The sequence below is a fragment of the Mycolicibacterium aromaticivorans JS19b1 = JCM 16368 genome (genome assembly GCF_000559085.1).
Taxonomy (GTDB): domain Bacteria; phylum Actinomycetota; class Actinomycetes; order Mycobacteriales; family Mycobacteriaceae; genus Mycobacterium; species Mycobacterium aromaticivorans.
In genome coordinates, this window is the sequence record NZ_JALN02000001.1 from 1738045 (window position 1) to 1761093 (window position 23049).

26 protein-coding genes and 1 tRNA gene are annotated in these 23049 nt (G+C 67.0%); 20 read left to right on the forward strand and 7 right to left on the reverse strand.

Annotated features, from left to right (window positions below; translation table 11 throughout):
- The first annotated feature begins 23 nt into the window (after positions 1-23).
- From Y900_RS08345 to Y900_RS08405, 13 genes are all read left to right on the forward strand, one after another.
- Positions 24-239 (forward strand): hypothetical protein, encoded by a 216-nt coding sequence (locus Y900_RS08345; RefSeq protein WP_036346207.1) that lies wholly within the window; start codon positions 24-26, stop codon positions 237-239.
- Positions 240-275: 36 nt separating this feature from the next.
- Entirely contained in the window at positions 276-1193 is a 918-nt protein-coding gene (gene ku, locus Y900_RS08350; RefSeq protein WP_036341137.1) for a non-homologous end joining protein Ku, read from the forward strand.
- A 138-nt stretch (positions 1194-1331) separates the two neighbouring features.
- Entirely contained in the window at positions 1332-2123 is a 792-nt protein-coding gene (locus tag Y900_RS08355) for an SDR family oxidoreductase (RefSeq protein WP_036341140.1), read from the forward strand.
- A 37-nt stretch (positions 2124-2160) separates the two neighbouring features.
- The gene (locus Y900_RS08360) at positions 2161-3234 is read left to right on the forward strand and encodes an NAD(P)H-dependent amine dehydrogenase family protein (RefSeq protein ID WP_036341143.1); all 1074 of its coding nucleotides are present in this window, start codon (positions 2161-2163) and stop codon (positions 3232-3234) included.
- 38 nt (positions 3235-3272) lie between these two features.
- Entirely contained in the window at positions 3273-3599 is a 327-nt protein-coding gene (locus Y900_RS32700) for a hypothetical protein (RefSeq protein WP_036346210.1), read from the forward strand.
- A 30-nt stretch (positions 3600-3629) separates the two neighbouring features.
- Complete coding sequence (locus tag Y900_RS08370) at positions 3630-3872, forward strand: hypothetical protein (RefSeq protein WP_036341146.1); 243 nt, start codon at positions 3630-3632, stop codon at positions 3870-3872.
- A 59-nt stretch (positions 3873-3931) separates the two neighbouring features.
- On the forward strand, positions 3932-5155 hold the full coding sequence (locus Y900_RS08375; protein WP_036346213.1) for an Nramp family divalent metal transporter: 1224 nt from the start codon (positions 3932-3934) through the stop codon (positions 5153-5155).
- A 2-nt stretch (positions 5156-5157) separates the two neighbouring features.
- On the forward strand, positions 5158-6210 hold the full coding sequence (locus tag Y900_RS08380; protein WP_036341148.1) for a poly-gamma-glutamate hydrolase family protein: 1053 nt from the start codon (positions 5158-5160) through the stop codon (positions 6208-6210).
- 90 nt (positions 6211-6300) lie between these two features.
- On the forward strand, positions 6301-7392 hold the full coding sequence (locus Y900_RS08385) for an acyl-CoA synthetase family protein (RefSeq protein WP_036341150.1): 1092 nt from the start codon (positions 6301-6303) through the stop codon (positions 7390-7392).
- 2 nt (positions 7393-7394) lie between these two features.
- Positions 7395-8762 carry an aldehyde dehydrogenase family protein gene (locus Y900_RS08390; RefSeq protein WP_420329747.1) on the forward strand — a complete coding sequence of 456 codons (1368 nt, stop codon included), beginning with the start codon at positions 7395-7397 and terminating at the stop codon, positions 8760-8762.
- Positions 8763-8811: 49 nt separating this feature from the next.
- The gene (locus Y900_RS08395) at positions 8812-9591 is read left to right on the forward strand and encodes a DUF1365 family protein (RefSeq protein WP_109751041.1); all 780 of its coding nucleotides are present in this window, start codon (positions 8812-8814) and stop codon (positions 9589-9591) included.
- 47 nt (positions 9592-9638) lie between these two features.
- Positions 9639-10208: a sigma-70 family RNA polymerase sigma factor gene (locus Y900_RS08400; RefSeq protein WP_420329748.1), complete on the forward strand. Its 570-nt coding sequence runs from the start codon at positions 9639-9641 to the stop codon at positions 10206-10208.
- Positions 10205-10936, forward strand: a complete 732-nt coding sequence (locus Y900_RS08405; RefSeq protein WP_036341155.1) for an anti-sigma factor — start codon at positions 10205-10207, stop codon at positions 10934-10936. The genes Y900_RS08400 and Y900_RS08405 overlap by 4 nt, the downstream gene beginning before the upstream one ends.
- Here the strand turns inward: Y900_RS08405 and Y900_RS08410 are convergent.
- Positions 10933-12039 carry a glutamate--cysteine ligase 2 gene (locus Y900_RS08410; protein ID WP_036341158.1) on the reverse strand — a complete coding sequence of 369 codons (1107 nt, stop codon included), beginning with the start codon at positions 12037-12039 and terminating at the stop codon, positions 10933-10935. The two genes, Y900_RS08405 and Y900_RS08410, sit on opposite strands and share 4 nt — an antisense overlap.
- A gap of 96 nt (positions 12040-12135) precedes the next feature.
- On the opposite strand from Y900_RS08410, the gene Y900_RS08415 reads away from it, so the two are divergent.
- The 3 genes from Y900_RS08415 (at position 12136) to Y900_RS08425 (ending at position 13535) form a co-directional block, all read left to right on the forward strand.
- Positions 12136-12969, forward strand: a complete 834-nt coding sequence (locus Y900_RS08415) for an LLM class F420-dependent oxidoreductase (RefSeq protein ID WP_036341161.1) — start codon at positions 12136-12138, stop codon at positions 12967-12969.
- A 108-nt stretch (positions 12970-13077) separates the two neighbouring features.
- Positions 13078-13302, forward strand: a complete 225-nt coding sequence (locus tag Y900_RS08420) for an ANTAR domain-containing protein (protein WP_157838241.1) — start codon at positions 13078-13080, stop codon at positions 13300-13302.
- Positions 13303-13462: 160 nt separating this feature from the next.
- Positions 13463-13535 (forward strand) — tRNA-Arg (locus Y900_RS08425).
- Positions 13536-13543: 8 nt separating this feature from the next.
- On the opposite strand, the gene Y900_RS08430 is transcribed toward Y900_RS08425, so the two are convergent.
- Positions 13544-14569: a GGDEF domain-containing protein gene (locus Y900_RS08430; RefSeq protein WP_337588769.1), complete on the reverse strand. Its 1026-nt coding sequence runs from the start codon at positions 14567-14569 to the stop codon at positions 13544-13546.
- Positions 14570-14743: 174 nt separating this feature from the next.
- Positions 14744-15427, reverse strand: a complete 684-nt coding sequence (locus Y900_RS08435; protein ID WP_036341167.1) for a GAF and ANTAR domain-containing protein — start codon at positions 15425-15427, stop codon at positions 14744-14746.
- A 229-nt stretch (positions 15428-15656) separates the two neighbouring features.
- Between Y900_RS08435 and Y900_RS08440 the strand changes: the two genes are divergently transcribed.
- The 3 genes from Y900_RS08440 to Y900_RS08450 all read left to right on the forward strand — a co-directional run bounded on the left by Y900_RS08440 (position 15657) and on the right by Y900_RS08450 (position 19349).
- A complete protein-coding gene (locus Y900_RS08440; protein ID WP_036341170.1) occupies positions 15657-16886 on the forward strand; it encodes an acetyl-CoA acetyltransferase in 1230 nt (409 codons plus the stop codon).
- Complete coding sequence (locus Y900_RS08445; RefSeq protein ID WP_036341172.1) at positions 16876-18393, forward strand: carotenoid oxygenase family protein; 1518 nt, start codon at positions 16876-16878, stop codon at positions 18391-18393. The genes Y900_RS08440 and Y900_RS08445 overlap by 11 nt, the downstream gene beginning before the upstream one ends.
- Before the next feature lie 68 nt (positions 18394-18461).
- Positions 18462-19349, forward strand: a complete 888-nt coding sequence (locus Y900_RS08450; RefSeq protein ID WP_081845289.1) for a winged helix-turn-helix transcriptional regulator — start codon at positions 18462-18464, stop codon at positions 19347-19349.
- Here the strand turns inward: Y900_RS08450 and Y900_RS08455 are convergent.
- The gene (locus Y900_RS08455) at positions 19342-19956 is read right to left on the reverse strand and encodes an LpqN/LpqT family lipoprotein (protein ID WP_051659966.1); all 615 of its coding nucleotides are present in this window, start codon (positions 19954-19956) and stop codon (positions 19342-19344) included. The two genes, Y900_RS08450 and Y900_RS08455, sit on opposite strands and share 8 nt — an antisense overlap.
- A 156-nt stretch (positions 19957-20112) precedes the next feature.
- On the opposite strand from Y900_RS08455, the gene Y900_RS08460 reads away from it, so the two are divergent.
- Positions 20113-20562, forward strand: a complete 450-nt coding sequence (locus Y900_RS08460) for an Hsp20/alpha crystallin family protein (protein WP_036341177.1) — start codon at positions 20113-20115, stop codon at positions 20560-20562.
- 88 nt (positions 20563-20650) lie between these two features.
- Here the strand turns inward: Y900_RS08460 and Y900_RS08465 are convergent, their stop codons facing one another.
- The 3 genes from Y900_RS08465 to Y900_RS08475 are packed head-to-tail and all read right to left on the reverse strand — an operon-like array spanning position 20651 to position 23042.
- On the reverse strand, positions 20651-21991 hold the full coding sequence (locus tag Y900_RS08465) for a sensor domain-containing phosphodiesterase (RefSeq protein WP_192827486.1): 1341 nt from the start codon (positions 21989-21991) through the stop codon (positions 20651-20653).
- A gap of 38 nt (positions 21992-22029) precedes the next feature.
- Positions 22030-22623, reverse strand: a complete 594-nt coding sequence (locus Y900_RS08470; RefSeq protein WP_036341183.1) for a GNAT family N-acetyltransferase — start codon at positions 22621-22623, stop codon at positions 22030-22032.
- On the reverse strand, positions 22620-23042 hold the full coding sequence (locus Y900_RS08475) for a hypothetical protein (RefSeq protein WP_036341186.1): 423 nt from the start codon (positions 23040-23042) through the stop codon (positions 22620-22622). Before Y900_RS08475 ends, Y900_RS08470 begins: the two co-directional genes overlap by 4 nt.
- Positions 23043-23049: the final 7 nt, after the last annotated feature.

The following is a 23049-nucleotide window of genomic DNA, read 5'->3' on the forward strand; positions in this document are numbered from 1 at the left end:
GTTACCGTGGACTAGTGGTCAAAATGCTGGCGGTGGCGCTTCTGGTGCTGCCCGCATTGATCGGTGTTCCGCAGGCGGCCGCGGATCCGGAGGATCACGTGCCGTACTGCTCGGGTGATCAGACCCCGATGAACAACAACTGCCAGTACGCCCCCGAGCAGGGCTACATGAGCGGCGCGCCGGGCGCCAACCCGGATACCCCGCTTGGGCTGAATCCGGGCGTCGAGGCTGCCATCTAGCCTCGGTAAGTCCGATCGCCCCTGCATACTGGACAGATGCGTTCCATCTGGAAAGGCTCGATCGCATTCGGTCTGGTGAACGTCCCTGTCAAGGTGTACAGCGCCACCGAAGACCACGATCTGAAATTCCATCAGGTGCACGCCAAGGACAACGGCCGCATCCGCTACAAGCGCGTCTGCGAAGTGTGCGGTGAGGTCGTCGAATACCGCGACATCGCCAAGGCCTTCGAATCCGACGACGGGCAGACCGTGGTGATCACCGACGAGGACATCGCGACACTGCCCGAGGAACGCAGCCACGAGATCGAAGTGGTGGAGTTCGTGCCCGCCAGTGAGATCGACCCGCTGATGTACGACCGCAGTTATTTCCTGGAGCCCGATGGGAAATCGTCGAAGTCGTATGTGCTGCTGGCCAAAACGCTTGCCGATACCGACCGGGTCGCCATCGTGCATTTCGCGCTGCGCAGCAAGACTCGGCTGGCGGCGCTGCGGGTCAAGGACTTCTCCAAGCGCGACGTGATGGTCATCCACACGCTGCTCTGGCCCGACGAGATCCGCGACCCCGACTTCCCCGGGCTCGACAAGGAAGTCGAGATCAAACCGGCCGAACTGAAGATGGCCGGCCAGGTCGTCGAGTCGATGGCCGACGACTTCCGCCCCGACGAGTTCCGCGACACCTATCAGGAGCAGCTCCGCGAACTCGTCGCCGCCAAGCTCGAAGGTGGAGAGGCGTTCACCACCGAGGACCAGCCCGCCGAGCTCGACGAGACCGAGGACGTCTCCGACCTGCTGGCCAAGCTGGAGGCCAGCGTCAAACGTCGCCGCGGCGGATCAGGTGATAGCGACGGCGAGGCCAAGAAGGCACCGGCGAAAAAGGCGGCCGCGAAGAAGGCGCCCGCCAAGAAGACCGTTGCGAAGAAGGCGCCGGCCAAAAAGACCGCGAAGAAGTCCTGAGCCGTTCGGGATGTGAATTTTCTGGCGATTCTCCGAACTCGCCACCAAAGTAGAACGTGTTTCAGTTACGTTCCGAAAGGAGCGTCATCAACCGCAGCGGTCTTGTTACGGTGTTCGCCGACAAGGGAAGAGAGACACGTGATACTCGATAAGTTCAGACTTGACGGTCAAGTTGCAGTGGTCACCGGCGCGGGCCGCGGCTTGGGAGCGGCGATCGCCGTCGCATTCGCCGAAGTCGGCGCCGACGTCGTCATCGGCTCGCGCACCCAGTCCGAATTGGAGTCGGTGGCCAAGCAGATCGAGGCGGTGGGCCGCCGCGCCCACATCGTCGTCGGCGACCTAGCCCACCCCGAGACCACGGCCGAGTTGGCCGGCAAGGCCGTCGAAGCATTCGGCAAGCTCGACATCGTCGTCAACAACGTCGGCGGCACCATGCCCAACGCGCTGCTCAACACCAGCGTCAAGGACATGAAGGACGCGTTCACGTTCAACGTCCTCACCGCGCACGCCCTCACGCTGGCCGCCGTACCGCTGATGATCGAGCACGCCGGCGGCGGCAACATCATCAACATAACCTCGACGATGGGCCGACTGGCCGGCCGCGGATTCGCCGCCTACAGCACGGCTAAGGCCGCCCTCGCGCACTACACCCGGCTCACATCGCTGGACCTCTCTCCGAAGATCCGGGTCAACGCGATCGCACCGGGCTCGATCCTGACATCGGCGCTGGAGATCGTCGCCTCCAACGACGCGCTGCGCGACCCGATGGAGAAGGCGACGCCGATGAAACGACTCGGCGATCCGCTCGACATCGCCGCGGCCGCGGTCTATCTCGCGTCGCCCGCCGCCAGTTATCTGACCGGCAAGATCATCGAGGTCGACGGCGGCCTCATCGTGCCGAACCTCGATCTTCCCATCCCAGACCTGTAGACCCACATCTTTACGGCTGAGACCTGTGAGGAGCACCATGCCCATCCGCGTCGCGCAAGTCGGCACCGGCAATGTCGGTGTCCACGCACTCAGGGGATTGATCACCAACCCCGAGTTCGAACTCACCGGGGTCTGGGTTTCCTCGGACTCCAAGGCCGGTAAGGACGCCGCCGAACTGGCCGGGCTCTCCGAGGCCACCGGCGTCACCGCCACCACCGATCTCGACGAGATCCTGGCCGCCAAGCCGGATTGTGTGGTCTACAACGCGCTGGCCGACAACCGGCTGCCCGAGGCGCTCGAGGACTACCGCCGCATCCTGGCAGCCGGCGTCAACGTGGTCGGCAGCGGGCCGGTGTTCCTGCAGTGGCCGTGGGAGGTGATTCCCGAGGAGATGATCAAGCCACTGGAAGATGCTGCCCAGCAAGGTAATTCGAGCTTGTTCGTCAACGGCATCGACCCCGGCTTCGCGAACGACCTGCTGCCGCTGGCGCTGGCGGGCACCTGCCAGAGCATCGAGCAGATCCGGTGCATGGAGATCCTCGACTACGCCACCTACGACAGCGCCACCGTGATGTTCGACGTGATGGGCTTCGGCAAGCCGCTCGACGACATCCCGATGCTCCTGCAGCCCGGCGTACTGAGCCTGGCCTGGGGTTCGGTGATTCGCCAGATCGCTGCCGGACTCGGCCTCGAACTCGACGGCATCGAGGACATGTACGTGCGCGAACCCGCGCCGGAGGACATCGAGATCTCTGCGGGCACGATCGCGAAAGGCACCGCGGCGGGACTGCGCTTCGAGGTGATCGGCTTGGTCGGCGGCGCTCCGGTGATCGTCGTCGAACACGTCACCCGACTGCGCGAGGACCTGTATCCGGAGTGGCCGCAGCCGGCCCAGCCCGGCGGCAACTACCGCATCGAGATCACCGGCGAACCGTCGTATGCGGTGGACGTGTGCCTGGGATCGCCGAACGGCGACCACAATCACGCCGGACTGGTGGCCACCGCGATGCGACTCGTCAACGCCATTCCCGCAGTGGTGGCCGCACCGGCAGGCATCCGCACCACGATCGACTTGCCGCTCGTCACTGGCAAAGGGCTGTACGCTCCCTAGGTAGGGAAAATGCCACGAAGGGTCAGGAGGAGATGTCCATGCGGCAAAGGCTCCGCTATGTGTTTCCGGTCATCATGGCGGCCGGAGCGGCCGCCGGTGCGCTCGCGCCAATCGCGGTTGCCGACACGACGCTGATCAACCCGACGCTCCCCAGCTGTGTCGACACCGGCGGCAGCACCGTCATCGGCGGCCAGAACACCGAGTGCGCCACACCCGGCAACGTCGAGCTCAACTCCACCCCGGAAGTTCCGGAGGATTTCGCCTACCCCTGGGGTGACGAGTTCTACGGTCCCGCACTGATCTTCGGTGGCCCCGGCCCCGCCGACAACGGCGGCGGAGGAGGCCACGGCGGCGGAGGCCGCTGACTTCGAAGCACGGCCACGAAGGAGGCCACCATGCGAACCAAGATCGTTCTTGGCGCTCCCCTACTGATTGCGGTCGCGAGCGTGGTGCTGGCCGTCCCGGCGGCTGCCCGCCCGGCTCAGTGCACCGACACCGGCCCGAGCACGACGGTCTGCGAGACGCCGGGCCATACCGCGATCGTCACCTCACCCAACCCAGCCCTGCAGAACCCGCTGGCCGGCTGGGGCTACGGCGGCTTCGGTATCGGGCTGGGCGGGATTTTCATCGGTTTGTGACCAACCTTTTCGGTTACCCTAACTTTTCAGTTTGAGTGACCGGAGAGAAAGCTCGGCGGTTGGCACAGGTGACGGGGGCCCGCACTGCGGGCTGGTATCTGCTCGGCCCTGCCTTTGTCGCGGCGATCGCCTACGTCGATCCGGGCAATGTCGCGGCCAACATCAGCGCCGGCGCCCAGTTCGGATATCTGCTGGTGTGGGTGATCGTCGTGGCCAACGTGATGGCCGGATTGGTCCAGTATCTGTCGGCCAAACTCGGTCTGGTCACCGGGCGCACCCTCCCTGAAGCCGTTCGTGACCACACCCGCACACCGACCCGGGTCGGGTACTGGCTGCAAGCTGAGTTGGTGGCCATCGCCACCGACGTCGCCGAAGTGGTCGGCGGTGCCATCGCGCTGCGGCTGCTGTTCGGCTTGCCGCTCCTGGTCGGCGGGGTTATCACCGGCGTGGTGTCACTGGCGCTGCTGGCCGTGCAGGACCGCCGGGGCCAGCGGGTGTTCGAGCGGGTGATCACCGGCCTGCTGCTGGTGATCGCGATCGGCTTCCTGTCCAGCCTCTTCGTCCGGACGCCGCCGGCCGCCGAGGTGGTGGGCGGCCTGCTGCCCCGCTTCGATGGCCCGGAGAGCGTGCTGCTGGCCACCGCGATGCTCGGCGCCACCGTGATGCCGCACGCCGTCTACCTGCATTCCGGCCTCGCCCGCGACCGGCACGGACACCCCGAGGCCGGTGCCCCGCGCGCCCGGTTGCTGCGGATCACGCGGTGGGACGTCAGCATCGCCATGCTGGTCGCGGGTGCGGTCAACATGTCGATGCTGTTGATCGCGGCGACCAACCTGCAGGGCCGCGATGACACCGACTCGATCGAGGGGGCGCACGCGGCCGTCCGCGACGCGCTGGGGCCAGGAGTCGCATTGCTTTTCGCGATCGGACTACTGGCCTCGGGGCTGGCCTCGACGTCGGTCGGCGCGTACGCCGGGGCGATGATCATGCAGGGGTTGCTGCGCAAGACGTTCCCGTTGTTGGTGCGCAGGCTCGTAACACTGATCCCGGCACTGGTGGTGCTGGGCACGGGCATCGATCCCAGCCGCGCGCTGGTGATTTCTCAGGTGGTGCTGTCGTTCGGGATCCCGTTCGCGCTGGTGCCGCTGATCCGACTGACCAGCAAGGCCACCCTGATGGGAGCCGACGTGAACAGTCGGGTGACCACGGCATTCGGCTGGGCGGTTGCGGCGGTGATTACGCTGCTGAACGTGGTACTGATCTATCTGACCCTCGCCCACTGACGATGAGGCACCCGTACTTCGCCTACGGGTCCAATCTCTGCGTGCAGCAGATGGCCCGGCGCTGTCCCGAGGCCGCCGACCCCCGGCCGGCGACCCTGGCCGACCACGACTGGTTGATCAACGAGCGCGGCGTCGCGACCGTCGAACCCTTCGCGGGCAGCGAAGTGCACGGAGTGCTGTGGTGGCTGACCGACCATGACCTGGCCACCCTGGACAGCGCCGAAGGGGTGCCGGTGCGCTACCGCCGCGACCGGCTGACCGTGCAGACCGCCGACGGCCCCGCCCCGGCCTGGGTGTACATCGATCACCGCACCGAGCCCGGCCCGCCCCGGCCGGGCTATCTGGAACGCATCATCGACGGCGCCCAGCACCACGGCCTACCGCAGCGCTGGGTCGACTTTCTGCGCCGCTGGGACCCCGCGCACTGGCCGCGACCCCTGGCGTCGAACAAGACTGGACCACAATCGCTTTCGGAACTGCTCGCCGATCCGGCGGTGGTCGAGGTGAGCCGCCTGCGCTCACGGTTCGGGTTCCTGGCCATCCACGGCGGCGGCCTGGAGCAGATGACCGACGTGATCGCCGAACGAGCCGCCGACGCGGCCGGGGCGTCGCTGTATCTGCTGCGGCACCCCAAGGACTACCCGCATCACCTGCCGTCAGCGCGCTACCTCGGTACCGAATCAGACCGCCTCGCTGCGTTTCTCGATCACGTCGACGTGGCGGTCTCCCTGCACGGGTACGGGCGCATCGGCCGCAGCACCGAGCTGCTCGCCGGTGGCGGGAACCGGGAACTGGCCGACCACCTGGCCGCCCACATCGAGCTGCCGGGCTACCGCATCGTCACCGACCTCGACGCGATCCCCGCCGAACTGCGCGGTCTGCATCCGAACAACCCGGTCAACAAGGTGAGCTGCGGCGGAACGCAGCTGGAATTGCCGACGCGGGTGCGCGGCATCAGCCCGCGCAGTCAACCGCCGAATGCCGATGGCCTGTCCCCTGTCACCTCCGCACTGGTGCAGGGCCTGGTGACCGCAGCGCACTCCTGGACGCTATAACCGTCTGGAATGCGAACTCCAGCAGTCGAATCGGTTAACGACGACCTCGTCTGACGCTTCTCGGCCCGGCGTTGCGACAGGATCCACCGTGTGACCGACGTCGACTTCTCGCTGCTGGACCTGCCCCGCGAGACCCCACCACCGGATCCGGACGCGTATCTGCACGCGGCGATGGCCTGGCACTTCGGCACCGACACCGGCTCCCCGTACTGGCTGCGGACAGCCAACCGCCTGGACTTCGATCCGCTCACCGACGTCCGGACGTTCGCCGACCTGTGCCGGTTCCCGAATCTGGTCAACGAGTTACGTGACGTCCCCGCGCACGACCTGATCCCACGGGGTTACGGCACACCAGCGCCGGTCCCGCTGATCTTCGAATCCGGTGGCACGACAGGTGCGCCCAAGCGGACAGCGCAGCTACCCGACTGGGTGGCGCAGGTGGTCGACTGGCAGACCGACGATTTCTCGTCCGCCGGGTTCGTGCCCGGCGGCGGCTTCCTGTGCCTCATGCCCAGCGGCCCGCACGGGGTCGGTTACTTCTCCCGGGCGGTGTCCGCCCGGCTCGGTTCGATCTGTCACACGGTCGATCTCGACCCCCGCTGGGTCAAGAAACTCGTCGCACGTGGCGCCGCGGCCGAAATGTCGGCCTACCTGAACCACCTTCTCGAACAAGCCGGATACGTTCTGCGCAGCCAGCACATCGTCAACCTGCACACCACTCCCCCGCTGCTGGACGCGATCGCGCGTGACGACACCCTCACCCGACTGCTCGGTGACACGGTTCGCTTCATCATGCTCAGCGGTGCGCATGTGGATCCCGACACCCTCGACGTGCTGCGGGACGTGTTCCCGGACACCGTGATCTCGATGGTGTTCGGCAGCACGATGATCCTGTCGCAGGCCCAAACCCGTACCACCGGTGATCAATTCGTGTTCGACCCGCGCAGCCCCTACGTCATGTTCCGGGTGGTCGACCCCGACACCGGCGAACAGGTCGGCTACGGCGATCGCGGCCAGGTGGTGATGAATCACATCAGCAAGGGCATGTTCATCCCCAACAACCTCGAGCGGGACACGGCAATCAGGTTGCCCGGCCCCGACGAGCACATCGGGGACTCGGTCGCCGAGGTCGCACCCGTCGCCACCCTCGACGGCGAGGCCGTGATCGAGGGCGTGTACTGATCGTGATCGACCTACCCGGCCTGGTACCGAACGGCGAATACCGTTCCCGCAGGCGCGAAGTCATCACCGACACCGCCGGCGTCCCGGTGGCCGAACTGAGCGTGGCCCCGCCGCTGTACATCGCGCGGACCATCGCCGCGCAGCGCAAGGCCACGGCACTGCCCGTCGATCAGCGACGTATCGCGCTGGCCAGGGCCGGCGCGGCTTTCGTCGACTCGACGGTTGCCGGGCTGGACTTCGAGTCGTATGTGCAACTGGCAAGCCGGGTTTCGGGGCTACCGATCGCGGTGGCGCGTACCCAGGCCATCGAGGTGAGCGAGGCCGTCGGCGTCGCGTTCGACTCGGTGCAGCCGGCCCGGCCGGTCGGTGCGGTTCCGGATTGGGCGGCGGTCCCACCCGGGCAGGCCGGCGCGATCTGGTCTCGGCGCGGTGAGGTGTTCGGGGTGCACGCCTCCGGCAATGCGCCCGGCGTCCACGGGCTGTGGCCGCAGGCCCTCGCGTTGGGGTACCGGGTGGCGATCCGGCCGTCGCGGCGTGAGCCGTTCACCGCGCACCGGCTCGTCACCGCGTTGCGGAACAACGGATTCCGCGACGACGACGTGACCTACCTACCCACCGACCACGCCGGAGCCGACGAGATCATTCGCTCGGCCGACCTCGCCCTGGTGTACGGCGGCGATGACGTGGTCGCCAAGTACGGCGGCAACCCGAACGTCTTCGTCAACGGTCCGGGTCGCACCAAGATCGTGCTGACGGCTGATCAGGACTGGCGCGCACACCTTGACGTCATCGTCGACTCGATCGCCCGGCTGGGCGGCATGGCCTGTGTCAACACCACCGCCGTGCTGGTCGAGGCTGACGCGGCGGGGCTGGCCGCAGCGATCGCGCAGCGGCTGCGCACCATCGAGGCGCTGCCCGCCGACGACGAGCGCGCGGTGCTGCCCACCCAGCCGCTGGCGAATGCCGAGGCCATCGCGAGACGCGTCGCCGCGCGGGCCGCGGGCACCACCGCGCTGCTCGGCGCCGAGCAGATCGTGGCCGACCTCGGTGACGGCCGGGCAGCGCTGCGCCCGGCCGTGCACCTGCTTGCCGGCCCGGATCCCGAGAAGCTCGGCACCGAGTTGCCGTTCCCCTGCGTGTGGATCGCCCCATGGGCACGTGCTGCCGGCGTCGCAGTGCTGCGCAACTCACTGGTGGTCGGCGCGTTCACCGAGGACGACAGCCTGGTGACCGCACTGCTCGAGGAGCCCACGATCGCCAACGTCTACCGCGGCCCGGTGCCCACTTACTACACGGCGACCGGGCTGCCCCACGACGGTTTCCTGGCCGATTTCCTGATGCGCACGAAGGGGTTCGTCCGCCGCGGATGATCACCGGGGCCGCACCCATCCAAGCCTTCGGGTGCTCCGAATACCGGATGTGGAACCGACAAGCACCCTCACAGGCCGCCCGACGACCGCGCTGTACCGGACCCGCATCACGCAACTACGCAGGTCACCGGTGCACCACCACACCGAGCGCTGCAGCTACAGCTGGTACGTCGACATCGACGACCTGCCGCGGCTGCCCCGGTGGCTGCAGCCTTTCGCCCGCTTCGAGGGTGCCGATCACTTCCACGGGGCGCCCGACGACACCCTGCGTCAGCGGGTCGACGCAGTTCTGGCCGACCACGGCGTCCACCTGCCGGGTGGCCGGATCACCGCACTGCTGCTGCCGCGCGTGCTGGGCCGGGCCTGCAACCCGCTGAGCCTGTTCTGGTGTCACGACGCCCAGGGCGTCCTGCGCTGTGTGCTCGCCGAGATGCAGCACGGCGGGCGTCGACATGCCTACCTGTTGCCACCGGGTGAGTACGCCACCCCTTTCGACGGGTCGGGCGGCCAGTACGTGATCCGCGCGCCCTTGCCCGACGAGGAAGTGGACCTGCGGATGTCGCTGTTCCGCGACCACGAGGCCGCCGTGGTCGCCACCGTCCGTGGCACTCGTCGGCCCGCCACCGTCGCCCACATCCTGCGACTGCAGGTGACGGCGCCGCTGGCTCCGCAGATGACCGCGCTGAGTATGCGGATCCACGACTCCGTGCTGCGGCTGCGCGGTGTCCCGGCGATGCCGCGACCGGCCGAGCAGCTGGAACGCTCGCCGCACACCGTGGCCGTCCGTCCGGGTTGGACCGCGCAGAAATGTTCGTGGATGCCATCGTGACATGTGCGGCCGGAGGGGCCGTTAGGCTACGCGACGATGCCAGCAACATGTGGATGGCCGCGTTGACAACCGCGGCCGCTGAACTCGACGCACTTCTGCGCCGAGTGGCTCAGCGCGACGCCGATGCCTTTGCCTCTTTTTACGACGCCACCCGCGCGCGGGTGTACGGACTGGTCACCCGCGTACTGCGGGACCAGGGCTACAGCGAAGAGACGACCCAGGACGTCTACCTGCAGGTGTGGCGGACCGCGGAAAGCTACGACCCTGCCTCGGGCAGCGCGGTCGCATGGCTGCTGACACTGGCGCACCGCCGCGCCGTGGACCGGGTGCGCTCCGAGCAGGCCGCCACGCAGCGCGAGTCCCGGTATGGCGCGTCCAGTGTCGAGCCGCCGCTGGACCACGTGGCCGACGCGGTGATCACCGATGACGAGCGGCGACAGGTGACCGCCTGCCTGGACGGGCTCACCGACGTACAGCGCGAGTGCATCGAACTGGCCTATTACCAAGGAATGACTTACGTGCAGGTGGCGGAGCGGTTGGCCGCCAACCTGGCTACGGTGAAGTCCCGAATGCGCGATGCGCTTCGTGGCCTGCGTAATTGTTTGGGTGTGCGATGACTGAACCACACGAAACCGACCTGCTGGAGCTGGCGGTGCCGTATGCGCTGCATGCGGTGTCCAACGCTGAGCGTGACGAGATCGAGGACCGCCTGGCACAGCTGGCGCGGCCTGAAGCCGACGCCTTCTACGACGAGGTGCGGGCCGTCCGCGAGACCATGGCCGTCGTTTCGGCGGTCAGCGCCAGCGAACCGCCCGCCGACCTGCGGCGCAGGTTGTTGTCCGCGGTGGCCGATGACAACGTGCGCAGTCTGCCTGTGGCTCAACCTGATTCGACGGGCAATCGCTGGCGCGGCCCGGTGCTGGCGGTGGCGGCGGCACTGGTGATCGGCCTGGGCGCCGTCGGCCTCGGCATCGCGCTGCGCCCGGCACCGGCGAAAGTGTCGACCGCTCAGCAGGTCTTCGGCGCGCCCGACGTGCACACCGTCTCCGGTGCGATCCCGGGTGGTGGCACCGCGACGGTGGTGTTCTCCCGCGAGAAGAACGCCGGCGTGCTGGTGATGAACGACGTGCCGAAACCGGCGCCAGGCACGGTGTATCAGATGTGGCTGGTCGGCAACAGCGGCGCCACATCCGCCGGGACGATGGACGACAACGCCGTCACGCCGTCGACGACGGCAGTGCTGCCGGATCTCGGCGGCTCCACGGCACTGAAATTCACCGTCGAACCCGGCACCGGCTCCACCCAGCCGACGGGCCAGGTCGTGGCCGAACTTCCGCTGGTCTAACGTTCCAGCGTCGCTTCGGCGGCGACGGCGATGACGTCGGCGATCTCGTGCCGTTCCCGCCACGCGGCGCGCTGCCGCATCGCCCCGTTACCGTCCCGCAGCAGGCGGCCCAGCTCGGCGTGCACCCACTCGCTGTCACCGAGTTCGTCCAGTGCCGGCTGGAGCAGGCCCAGCCACTCGCCCAGCACCCGTGACGTAGGGGCGGTAGCCCACCCCTCGATCACGTCGATGGTCTGGCCGTCCAACCCGTCGTGCGCGGCCTTCCAATAGGCGGCACGCAGGATGTGGTCGTCGACCTTGGGCGCCTTCTCGCCGCCGCGGTCGGCCGCGAGCGCCGTCATCACCGCGGCCCGGCTCAGTGTCGCCAGCAGCACGGTCTCGGCCGAGGTGGCCGGGACGTCGGCGACCCGGATCTCGACCGTCGGGAACTTCTCGGACGGCCGCACATCCCAATAGACCATGCCCTCGTCGAGCATGGCGCCCGAGTCATTCATCAGCGCGACGATCGCGTCGTAGTGCTCGGCGGAATCGAAGTGCGGCGGCGGCCCTGCGCTGGGCCAGCGGCCCCACAGCACGCTGCGCCAACTGGCATGGCCACTGTCGGCGTTGCGGTAGATCGCCGAATTGGCGGTCAGGGCCAGCAGCATCGGCAGCCATGGACGCAGCCAGTTGCTGACGGCAATCGCCGCATCGCGGTTGGGCACCTCGACATGGACATGGCATCCGCAGATGCCCTGCTCGTGGGCGATCATCCCGAACCGCTCACCGATCTCCCGGTACCGCGGGGTGTCGGTCAGCGGAAAGCTGTGCGGCACCGTAGGCGGCAGGCCGACGGCCAGCAGTCGTGCGCCCGCCTTCTCGGCGGACTCGGCGGCAACCGCCCGGAGCTCGTTGATCTGTTGGCGCAGTTGCGAACTCGTCCGCGAAACCTCGGTGGCGGTCTCGACCTGACACGACGTCAGCTCCAGTTGAAGGTCGACCCCGCGTGCGGCCGCGTACTCGGCGACCTCGATGTTGCGGGCGACGGGTTCACCGGTGCTGGGATCGACGAGGAGGAATTCCTCCTCCACGCCGACGCTGGGCGGTTTCACGGTCCACGACATGCCCGCGCCGGGGTGGGGTCAAACCCAAAGGTCAGCCGTGCCACATACCGAGACCGACGCTGTCGATCACAGTGAGCCCGCCCATAGCATGCCGGGATGGTCAAAGACTTTCGCTTCGGCATCGGTGTGCGGTCGGTCAAATCGGCACAGCGGCTGCGCGAAACCGTGCGCAGGTTTGAAGATCTGGGCTTCGACGTCCTGCATGTGCCGGACCATCTCGGCCGCTTCGGGGTGCCCGCGCCGTTCCCCACCATGGTGGCCGCGGCCGAGGCAGCCAAGACGATGCGGGTGGGGACGTTCGTGATCAATGCGGCGTTCTACAAGCCGGCGCTACTGGCCCGGGATGCCGTCGCCGTCGACGTTCTCAGTGAGGGCCGGCTCGACCTCGGCTTGGGTACCGGGTACGTGCGCGAAGAGTTCGAGGCCGCCGAGATGCCGTATCCGAGCGCCGGGGAGCGGGTCGACCACCTGCGGCACACCACGCAATACCTCAAACAGACCGCGCCGACGATCCCGATCCTGATCGCGGGTAACGGCGACCGGGTGCTGCGCATCGCCGCCCAGCACGCCGACATCATCGGCCTGACCGGGGGCGGTGTACCGGAGTACCCCGGCCACGACCCGCTGGCCGAGCGCATCGAATTCGTGCGGGCCGCGGCCGGCGAACGGTTCGCCGACCTCGAGTTGAACATCGCGATCACCGGTGTGCCGACGGATTCGTCGGGCATCCCGGATCTGGCGCTGACGCGCGGCTACGCCCCGGACGCCACCGAGGAGCAACTGCTGGCGCTGCCGACCGTGCTGACGGGAACGCCGCGGGACATCGCTGACACCCTGCGAGCGCGGCGCGATGACTACGGCATCACTTACTTCACCGTGCAGGACTACCACGCGGAGTACTTCGCGAAAGTCATAGAGGAACTGCGCTAACGGGTTTGCGAGGCCGTCGGACTGGCTATGGCTCCACGATTGGAGGCGTACAGCATGGCGGTTTTACCGGGGTATTCGATGGAACACGACGGGTTTGACGACGGAAGAATGCAGCACGCGGAGGGCGTTCTGGTGGGTTTGAGGCGCTGCTCGGTGGATGCGGCCTGCGGGGAGATCGACCAGGTATCGCAGCGCCACCGGCTGGACGGTAGACGGGTGGCCAAGGCTCTGGTCCGGTTGGCCCAAGACGTCGAACCCGAGGCCGACAGCAATGCAACCGCCGTTGCCCGCTTCGAGTGGGGTGCGCTGCTGGCGGGAGGCCAACGATCATGATTCGCCGGTTCGTCGCCTGGGTTCGCCAGGACTACCCCAAGGCCGCCCCGACCCACGGCCACAACTACCTGCTTGCGCTGTACTCGCCCCGCGGTGCGGTGCGCTGACCCGCTGGTATGACGGGTGCGCTGTCGGCAGGCGGTAAGCTCCCAGCCGTTGCGCCCCCGTAGCTCAGGGGATAGAGCACGGCTCTCCTAAAGCCGGTGTCGCAGGTTCGAATCCTGCCGGGGGCACTTTTTCGCTAGGCGATCGACTGGCTGGCGTCACCGCCGACGTCCGGTCGACGCCGGTCGATCGGGTCGGTGTTCTGGTGCCGGCAGCCGTTGCCGCCGGCGCGCTTGGCGCGGTACATCGCCCAGTCGGCGTTGCCCACCAGCCGGTCGACGAGCACCTTGTGGTCTCCGTGGGTGTCGGACAACCGGACCGCGGTGGTCCCGACGCTGGCGGTGACTCCGGCCGGCGACTCCGCGATCGCGGAGCAGATACGTTGCGCCAACTCATTGCAGTCCGCGCTGGGCAACGCGGTCGCCACCAGGAATTCCTCACCGCCGCTGCGGCCGACCACCGCCTCGGTACCGGCAGCATCCTCGATGGCGCGGGCGACGTGCACCAGTGCCTCGTCACCGGCGGCGTGCCCGTAGCGGTCGTTGACCGACTTGAACTTGTCCAGGTCGATCAGAGCCACCGCGAGGTGAGCGTCGGCATGACGTCCCGACTCGATCAGCCCGAACGTCTGAGTGTGGAACAGTCGCCGGTTGAGCAATCCGGTCAGCGGATCACGTTCGGCGCGAAGAAGATCGACGCCGAGCGCGTTCACCAGAATCTGGATGGCCAGCGGCAGCGCGATGTTGACCTGGATGATCAACCACCAGTCCACGCCGGCGATGATCAACTGCCCGTGGGCGGCCATGCGCACCGCACCCCAGGTGGCCACGGTGGCCGCGACAAAGAAGTTGTACAGCACCAGAGCAGTGGTGTGGAAGAACGCAATGTAGGCGCCGATCGTCGCGAACGAGATGCAGCCGACCAGGGCGTGCAGTGGACTCGGATTGGCCAGGCAAGCCAACGCCATAGATGCGTTGGTGATCAACACAAAAACCAGCGACTCACGCCGGGTCGGCCACTTGACCGTGAACAGCGCGGCCCCGATCACACCGCCGGCAATGGCCAGCCACGTCATCGCTCTGGGGACGGTTCCGATCGGCCCGTCCGGCGAATGCAGCATGCCCAGCAGGCACGCGATCATCGAGACGGCGAGAAATGCCATGAGCGCGCGCGCCGGACCACGCATGCCACGGTCAGCGAGGTAGCCGCTCAACCATTCGTAATGAGTGGATTGCTGCCACCAACGCCTGAGCGCATCCCTCACCATTGAGCGACCCCCACGAGCACCAGCAACTTCTGACCAACGATACCGCCGGTTCGGGGACGCTCGTGCCGACTACGTGCCCCTGGTCGCGATTACCCGATTCGCGATGTCGACCAACCTGGTGTTAGAGGTCTGCGACAGCTCGCGCAGCATCTCGAACGCGCGCATGGCGTCGACGTTGAACCGTTCCATGATCACGCCCTTGGCCTGCCCGATGACATCGCGGGTGGTCAGCGCGGACTCGAGTTGCTCTCCGTGCTTGCTGGCCAGGACTGCCGACGCGGCGTGAGCGGCCAGCACCGACCCGATCGCCTCGGACTGCCCGTCGAAGGCGTGCGGTTGCATGCCGAACAGATTCAGTGCGCCCGCGGTGGTTTTTCCGGTGTACAGCTTGAACGACAAGCCGCTGCGCACCCCGAGTTCGGTGACCGCGGCGCTGTACTTCGGCCAGCGCCGCTCGGTGGTGAAGTCGTCGGTGCGCACGATCAGCTCGTCGACGGCGGCCTGGATGCACGGTCCTTCCCCGCAGGCCTCCTGCAGTGCGTCGAGTTGGTAGATCAATTCCGAGGTCCCGAACAGGGACTCGAACTTGCCGCCCTTGCCGATCAGCAGCACGCCACAGGTGTCCGTCCCGGGAATCATCTCCGTCGCCGCGGCGGTCACCCCTGCCAGTACCTCGTCGACGTTGCGGGGCGGCGCCGTCGCTCGGGCCAACTCCGCCATCCGCAGCGCCAGATCGTGGTTGGGCACAGACATGGGGCAAGTCTTACTCACGATTGCCGGAATGACGAACGCGGCTCCTCAATCGAGACGTTTGCGGATTTTCTACACGGGCATGCTGCGCTGCAAGCGGGCGCGGTGGTCGACACCCACGCCCGCGAGGTCCTGTCGGTTCAGACCGTGAGCCGACGGGGCCGCCCCTAAGTTGTTGCGGGCTCTCCACAAACCGGCCCGACACTCTCTTAGCTGTAGTAATTTCGGCGCTGTGGCGAGCAATGTCTGGATTCTTGGCGGCTATCAGAGCGACTTCGCCCGCAACCTCACCCGGGAGAGCCGCGATTTCGCCGATCTCACCACCGAGGTCGTCGACCTGACCCTCAGCGCATCGATGATCGACGCCGCCGACATCGATGTCGTACACGTCGCCAATGCGTTCGGCGAGATGTTCGCCCGCCAGGGTCACCTCGGCGCGATGCCCGCCACCGTCCACGACGGTCTGTGGGACACCCCGGCAACCCGGCACGAGGCGGCGTGCGCCTCCGGTAGCGTCGCCGCGCTGGCGGCGATCGCCGATCTGCGAGCCGGAAACTACCGCACCGCGCTGGTGGTCGGCGTGGAGCTGGAGAAGACGGTGCCGGGCGACGTCGCGGCTGCCCACCTGGGTGCCGCCGCATGGACCGGCCACGAGGCCGAGGACGCCACGTACGTGTGGCCGTCGATGTTCTCCCGGGTCGCCGACGAATACGACCGTCGCTTCGGCCTCGACGACGCCCACTTGCACGCGATCGCGGCGCTGAATTTCGCCAACGCCAAACGCAACCCCAACGCCCAGACCCGTGACTGGGCGGTCCCCGATCTGGCCACCCAGGGCAGCGACGACGCGGTCAACCCGCCCACCGAGGGCCGGATCCGCCGCTATGACTGCAGCCAGATGACCGACGGCGGCGCGGGCGTCGTCCTGGTCAACGAAGACTTCCTGCGCGATCACCCCGGCGTGCGCCCGATCGGGCTGATCGAGGGCTGGGGTCACCGCACCGTCGGCTTGGGGCTGCAACAGAAACTCGACCGCGACGCGGCCGGCCCCTATGTGCTGCCCCACGTCCGAGGTGCCGTGTACGACGCGTTCGGCCGCGCCGGCGTACGGCTCGACGATCTCGACGGGATCGAGGTGCACGACTGCTTCACCCCCAGTGAGTACCTCGCCATCGACCACATCGGCCTGACCGGGCCGGGCGAGTCCTGGAAGGCGATCGAGAACGGTGAGATCGAGATCGGCGGCCGGCTTCCGATCAACCCCAGCGGCGGCCTGATCGGTGGCGGCCACCCGGTGGGCGCGTCCGGTATCCGAATGATGCTCGACGCCGCCAAACAGGTGAGCGATCTCGCCGGCGATTACCAGGTCGATGGCGCGCGCCGCTTCGGCACGCTCAATTTCGGCGGAAGTACCGCAACCACAGTCAGTTTCGTGATCAGATCGGCAGACGATGGATACTGAGATCGTCGGCAAGTTCCTGTCGACGCTACCCGAGGACGACGACCACCCCTACCGCACCGGCCCCTGGCGGCCACAGACCTCGGAGTGGTCCGCCGACGACCTCACCGTCGTCGACGGCGAGATCCCCGCCGACCTCGACGGGGTGTACCTGCGCAACACCGAGAACCCGCTGCACCCGGCACTGAAGGCGTATCACCCCTTCGACGGTGACGGCATGCTGCACATCGTCGGCTTCCGCGACGGAAACGCGTTCTACCGCAACCGTTTCATCCGGACCGACGGATTCGAGGCGGAGAACGCCGCAGGCGGTCCGCTCTGGCCCGGCCTGGCCGAACCGTTGTCGCTGGCGAAGGTCGACTACGGCTGGGGCGCGCGCACCCTGATGAAGGACGCCTCCAGCACCGACGTGGTGGTGCACCGCGGCACCGCGCTGACGAGCTTCTATCAGTGCGGAGACCTGTACCGGGTGGACCCGTACTCCGCCGAGACGCTCGGCAAGGAGACCTTCAACGGTGGGTTCCCCGTCGACTGGGGTGTCTCGGCCCATCCGAAGGTCGACGACCGCACCGACGAGATGCTGTTCTTCAACTACTCCAAGAACGCGCCGTACATGCACTACGGCGTGGTCGACGCCAACAATGACCTGGTGCACTACACCGACGTGCCGCTGCCCGGCCCGCGGCTACCGCACGACATGGCGTTCACCCGAAACTATGTGATCCTCAACGACTTCCCGCTGTTCTGGGATCCCGAACTGTTGCAGCGCGATGTGCACATGGCCCGGTTTCACCGCGACATACCGTCGCGGTTCGCGGTGCTGCCCCGGCGGGGCACCACCGATCAGATCCGGTGGTTCGAGGCCGACCCGACCTTCGTGCTGCACTTCGTCAACGCCTACGAGGACGGCGACGAGATCGTGCTGGACGGCTTCTTCCAGGGCGATCCCGAACCGACCGACAACGGCACCGGCACCAAGTGGCAACGGGCCTTCCGGTTCCTCGCGCTGGATCGTATGCAGGCCCGGCTGCACCGCTGGCGGCTCAACCTCGTCACCGGCGGACTCACCGAAGAACCGTTGTCGGACAGCATCACCGAGTTCGGCATGATCAACACCGGCCACTTGGGCGAGCCGTATCGCTACACCTGGGCGGCCTCGGGCAAACCGGGCTGGTTCCTGTTCGACGGACTGGTCCGTCACGACGTGCGCACCGGCGCCGAGGAACGCTATTCCTTCGATGACGGGGTCTACGGCAGCGAGACCGCGATGGCACCCCGCGTCGGCAGCCGAGCCGAGGACGACGGCTACCTTGTCACCCTGACCACCGACATGACCGAAGACGCGTCTTACTGCCTGATTTTCGATGCGGCTCGGCTGGCCGATGGCCCGGCGTGCAAACTCAAACTGCCCGAACGAATCTCGAGTGGAACCCACTCCACCTGGGTGGCTGGCTCCGCGTTGCGCCGGTGGCATACCGCCGACTCGGCGGCTGACGCGATCGGTTTGTAGTGACCGCAGTGCACTCCGCCGAGACGCCCACCGTCTTGGCGCCTGACAGTCCCAACGCCATCGGGCGGATGCTGGGGTTGCTCGGCGACGAGTGGAACCTGTTGATCATCCAGCAGGCGCTGCTCGGCGCCAGCCGCTACAGCCAGTTCATGTCGCGGCTGCCGATCTCGAACTCGGTGCTGACCAACCGGCTCCGCACACTGGTCGGCGACTGCCTGCTGACCCGCAAGGTGCATGCCTCGACCCGGGCGCGCACCGAGTACCGGATCACCGGCCGCGGTCGCTCACTGTGGCCGACGATGCTGGCGATCTGGGAGTGGGAACGCAACTGGGTCACCGAACACCGGGAGACCTTGCCCGCGATGCGCCACCTGGCGTGCGGATCGGATTTCGCACCGTTGTTGCGCTGCAACACCTGTCACACCGTCGTCACCGGCTCCGAGGTGGAGTTGACCCTGGGACCCAGTGGCGACTGGGCCCGGTCGGCGCCGGCCGCCTCGACGCGGCGCCGCTCGGAATCGGACGGCAGCGCGCGCCAGGCCGGCCTGTTCCCCGAGACGATGAGTGTCTTCGGTAATCGCTGGGCTGCAGCGCTTTTGGTGGCGGCATTTCTTGGAACCTCACGCTTCACCGATTTCCAGACCCAGCTCGGGGCACCGCCCAGCCTGCTCGCCGAACGACTCCAAACGTTCTGTGCCCTTGGGGTGTTCACCACGTCGCCGGCGGAACGGTCCGGACCGGAGCGGGCCGCCTACCTGCTGACCGACAAGGGCCGGGCGTTCTTCCCGGTGTTGACCGCCGCACTGCAGTGGGCGCAATGGTGGTTCCAGGCGCCGGAGGGCCCGGCTGTGGTGATGACCCACCACGAGTGCCGAGCCGAGTTCACCGGCGAACTGGCCTGCGACCGGTGCACCGAACGGCTCACCGGCGCCGAGGTCGGCAGCATCGCTATTTAGCCGGAATTATCTGAAATCCCTTGAGTATCACGGCCGAATCGGCTGCGTACGTGGGGTTGTCGGGCTTGATCGTCTGCACGGTCAATGTGCTGACGTAGTTCACGTCACCGTCGGTGAAAACCACCGCCAGCGAGGTCGCGGTGCGGGCCGGGATCTTGCCCATCGCCGGGGCGGTGTACGTCGTGGACTGGGCCGTGGACCCGCAGACCGTCGCCGAACTGGTCTTCAGGTCTGTCACCTTCAACCGCGCCACCAGCTGTTTGTTCTGGATGTCGAGGATCTGCTGGGCGTTGCCCTCCTTGGCGGCCACCTTCTGCAGGGTGACGACCGCGTTGGGGGTGAATCCATCCTCGACCAGCGCCGGGTTGCGGATGGCGTACCGGATGGATTCGGAGTCCAATTTGTCGGTGCGTTCCCAGCCCTGCGGCTGCGGCAGGCGAAGCCTCGGTTCCTGGTCGGTTCGAGTGGGGACGTCGACCAGCGGCGCCGACACCTCGTCGCATTTGGCCGCGACCGGCTTGTTGTCGTCCGAACAGCCCGTGATCGTCACCGCCAGTGCGGCCGTCAGTACGGCCGACACGATTCCCGTCGCCTTGCGCAAAGTCATCCCTTCGAAAAGCCCGGCCCAGCCTACCGGTGACGGGAAAAAAATCGGTCGAAAAGTATTAGCACTCGCCACCGTCGAGTGCTAATCTGGCCGTGCACAGTAAAGCTGCCCGCCAGGGTGGTGGGCTTGCGTTCAGCGATGCAGGAGGTGAGTACTGTGCTCCGCTTCGATCCGTTCAATGAAATTGAAGCCATGACCCGAGGACTGCTGACCAGTCAAACCGGAACCGATCGCAGCCCCCGATTCATGCCGATGGACCTCTACAAGGTCGAGGATCACTACGTGCTGACCGCCGACCTTCCCGGTGTGGATCCTGGTTCGATCGACGTCAACGTCGACAACGGCACCCTCACGCTGACGGCGCACCGCTCGGCCCGCTCCGAGGACTCGGTGCAATGGCTGACCAGCGAGAGGTTCTTCGGCACCTACCGTCGCCAACTGGCACTCGGCGAAGGTATCGACACCGCCAAGATCTCGGCCACCTACGAGAACGGTGTTCTGACGGTGACGATCCCGCTGGCGGAGCGGGCCAAGCCACGCCGCATCGAAGTCACCCGCTCCGGCGAGAGCAAGCCGATCGAGCCGACGACCATCGAAGCAGGCTGAGGCCCAATCGATTCCGTGACGTTCCGCGCTCAGCCGCCATCTTCGGCGGCTGAGCACGGAAACGTCGTAGCCTGGCGCACATCATGGTTCAGCCGACGAGATGGACGACATCCGAGGGTCGGCCGAGGTGGAACCCCTGGCCGTATTCGATGCCGAGGCCGATCAGCGTCCGGAGTTGGCTGGGTGTCTCGATCGCCTCGGCCACCGTCTTCGCCCGCAGTTCGGCGGCAAGGGATTTCAGGGCCGTCGCCATCGCCCGCTTGACCGGGTCGTCGTCGATACCGGCGATCAACTCTCCGTCGATCTTGATGATGTCGGGACGTAGCCGCAACAACTGGGTGAAGTTGGCGTATCCGGCGCCGGCATCGTCGACGGCGATCGATACGCCGCGGTCCCGCAACGGTTTCAAACCGGACCCGAGATCAGTAGGAAATGGCTCGTGCTCAGTGATCTCGACGATCAACGCCCGGTCCTGGGCAGCAAGCGTGTCGTGAATCGCCGGCTCCAGCGCAGCGCTCGGACTCAGGTTGACGGCTACGGGACAGTCATCGGGGATCGGCTGCGCCGCCCTCAAGATGGTGCACAACGCGGCATATTCCAGGTCGACGCCGCGACCGAGTCGTCGGGCAGCACCGAACCAGTGCATCGGCGTCACATCCGACGATTCTGGAAACCTCATCAGCCCCTCATAGGCGGCGGTGCTGCCGTCTTCCAGGCGGACGATGGGCTGGAAGACCGCCCTGAGCGCATCCGGGTGAGCCAGCACTACATCGAGTCGTTCTTGCAGACTCTCGGTCTCCACCGCTTCGGGCACCATCACCGACGCCACGAACCGCGCCGTCAGTGCGCGCTGTCCTCGGTCGTCGCCGTCGGTCATCACCTGAGTCAACAGCGCCGACAGTTGCAGCTGGGCGCCAACCAGGGCCGAGACGAACTCGCTGATCGCCAGTAGCGCGTCGACATCCGATTCGGAGAACGCACCGACGGTGGTGGCCGCCAGCAGCAGAGAGCCGATCGGATCGCCGTTGTACCTCAGCGGAATCACCGCCCACGACCGGGTGCCCCACTGCTTGTTGATCGCGCGGACACGCTCCGACAGCCGTTCGTCGATCAGCGCATTGTGGATCAGCATCGGGCGGTCTTCCCGCGCCGCGAGGCCCTGGAAACTGCTGTCCTTGGGCACCACGAACCCCGTCGTCGCCGCAATCACACCGTGGGCGGAGACGGTCACGTACGCGTTATCGGAGCCGCGAAGCAGCGTGACGGCCGCCCCGCCAGCGGCATGCATGAAGGCGCACACCTGTTCGGCGACGCGACCGACCAACGACGCCGGGTCCATCGACGCTGTCAGTGCCCGAACCAGCCGCTCCACAGCACCCCCATCTCCGCGCCACGACAGGACCGTGACGCCGTGAGGCGTATCTCTCACTTCAGGGATGACAGTACTGGGTGAGTCGGTGGCATCCGTCAAGAATGGCGGCGGAGCCGGAACGTCAGGTTGTTGCGCACCGCAGGCCATTCGATGTCCAGGATGGAATAGACCACGGTATCGCGGCGGGACCCGTCGGGCAGCAGTTGATGGCTGCGCAGCACGCCGTCGAGCTTGGCACCGAGGCGCTCGATCGCCGCCCTGCTGACCTGATTGAAAAAATGGGTACGGAATTCCACAGCGACACAACCGAGTTCGTCGAACGCATGGGTTAGCAGCACCAATTTCGCCTCGGTGTTGACCCCGGTGCGCCGCGCTGCCGCCGCGTGCCAGGTGTGGCCGATCTCGAGCCTGCGGTTGGCGGCGTCGACGTGGAACAGGCTCGACGAGCCGACGACCAGGCCGTCAGCGCGCCTGCGGATCACATAGGTCACGCCTTCGTCGGCGTCCTGCATCGCCTGCATCCGACTCACCCACGCTGCGGCGGTCTCCGGCGTCGGCGCACTGGTGAACCACAACTCGCCGACGTCGGCCGCGGCGGCGGCGATCTCGGGGACGTGGGATCGGTGCAGCGGCTCGAGGGAAACCCATTGCGCGCCGGTCAAAGTGACCGGTTCGACGAATCGGCTCATCTTCGGCGCACCAATGCGGTGATCAACGCCCACACCGAGCAGATCACGGCACCGGCCGCACACACCGCCCCGATATAGAAGCCGTACGCCGCCGACACCGACCCGCTGACGTTGAGGTGGTAGTACCAGTAGGTCAGCACACCGAGCAGCATCGAGATCACCAACGCCGCCGTGGCGGCCAGGCGCGGGGACAGGTTGCGCGCCACCATTGCACCGGTGACGATCAGCGCCGAGGCCAGCAGCACGATCAACTGACCGGCGCCGAACCGTGGCGGCAGCACGATGCTTCCGTCGGTACCGCCGATGGCGCTGGCCCGGCCACCCCCCGCGACCGAGGTCGTCAACCATGGCAGCCACGCGCTGACGGCCAGGACCGCCGCGCACAGCGCGACGAACCAGCCCGCGCGCAGGTGTGCCATGGTCCGA

What these genes read in the sequence shown, in the direction of transcription:
- Y900_RS08470 (WP_036341183.1), bottom strand. Translation starts at nt 22,623, where the DNA reads ATGAGCCGATTCGTCGAACCGGTCACTTTGACCGGCGCGCAATGGGTT.
- Y900_RS08405 (WP_036341155.1), top strand. Translation starts at nt 10,205, where the DNA reads ATGACTGAACCACACGAAACCGACCTGCTGGAGCTGGCGGTGCCGTAT.
- ku (WP_036341137.1), top strand. Translation starts at nt 276, where the DNA reads ATGCGTTCCATCTGGAAAGGCTCGATCGCATTCGGTCTGGTGAACGTC.
- Y900_RS08360 (WP_036341143.1), top strand. Translation starts at nt 2,161, where the DNA reads ATGCCCATCCGCGTCGCGCAAGTCGGCACCGGCAATGTCGGTGTCCAC.
- Y900_RS08455 (WP_051659966.1), bottom strand. Translation starts at nt 19,956, where the DNA reads ATGACTTTGCGCAAGGCGACGGGAATCGTGTCGGCCGTACTGACGGCC.
- Y900_RS08370 (WP_036341146.1), top strand. Translation starts at nt 3,630, where the DNA reads ATGCGAACCAAGATCGTTCTTGGCGCTCCCCTACTGATTGCGGTCGCG.
- Y900_RS08345 (WP_036346207.1), top strand. Translation starts at nt 24, where the DNA reads ATGCTGGCGGTGGCGCTTCTGGTGCTGCCCGCATTGATCGGTGTTCCG.
- Y900_RS32700 (WP_036346210.1), top strand. Translation starts at nt 3,273, where the DNA reads ATGCGGCAAAGGCTCCGCTATGTGTTTCCGGTCATCATGGCGGCCGGA.
- Y900_RS08410 (WP_036341158.1), bottom strand. Translation starts at nt 12,039, where the DNA reads ATGTCGTGGACCGTGAAACCGCCCAGCGTCGGCGTGGAGGAGGAATTC.
- Y900_RS08445 (WP_036341172.1), top strand. Translation starts at nt 16,876, where the DNA reads ATGGATACTGAGATCGTCGGCAAGTTCCTGTCGACGCTACCCGAGGAC.
- Y900_RS08435 (WP_036341167.1), bottom strand. Translation starts at nt 15,427, where the DNA reads ATGTCTGTGCCCAACCACGATCTGGCGCTGCGGATGGCGGAGTTGGCC.
- Y900_RS08400 (WP_420329748.1), top strand. Translation starts at nt 9,639, where the DNA reads ATGTGGATGGCCGCGTTGACAACCGCGGCCGCTGAACTCGACGCACTT.
- Y900_RS08415 (WP_036341161.1), top strand. Translation starts at nt 12,136, where the DNA reads ATGGTCAAAGACTTTCGCTTCGGCATCGGTGTGCGGTCGGTCAAATCG.
- Y900_RS08430 (WP_337588769.1), bottom strand. Translation starts at nt 14,569, where the DNA reads ATGGCATTTCTCGCCGTCTCGATGATCGCGTGCCTGCTGGGCATGCTG.
- Y900_RS08475 (WP_036341186.1), bottom strand. Translation starts at nt 23,042, where the DNA reads ATGGCACACCTGCGCGCGGGCTGGTTCGTCGCGCTGTGCGCGGCGGTC.
- Y900_RS08450 (WP_081845289.1), top strand. Translation starts at nt 18,462, where the DNA reads ATGCTGGGGTTGCTCGGCGACGAGTGGAACCTGTTGATCATCCAGCAG.
- Y900_RS08380 (WP_036341148.1), top strand. Translation starts at nt 5,158, where the DNA reads ATGAGGCACCCGTACTTCGCCTACGGGTCCAATCTCTGCGTGCAGCAG.
- Y900_RS08420 (WP_157838241.1), top strand. Translation starts at nt 13,078, where the DNA reads ATGCAGCACGCGGAGGGCGTTCTGGTGGGTTTGAGGCGCTGCTCGGTG.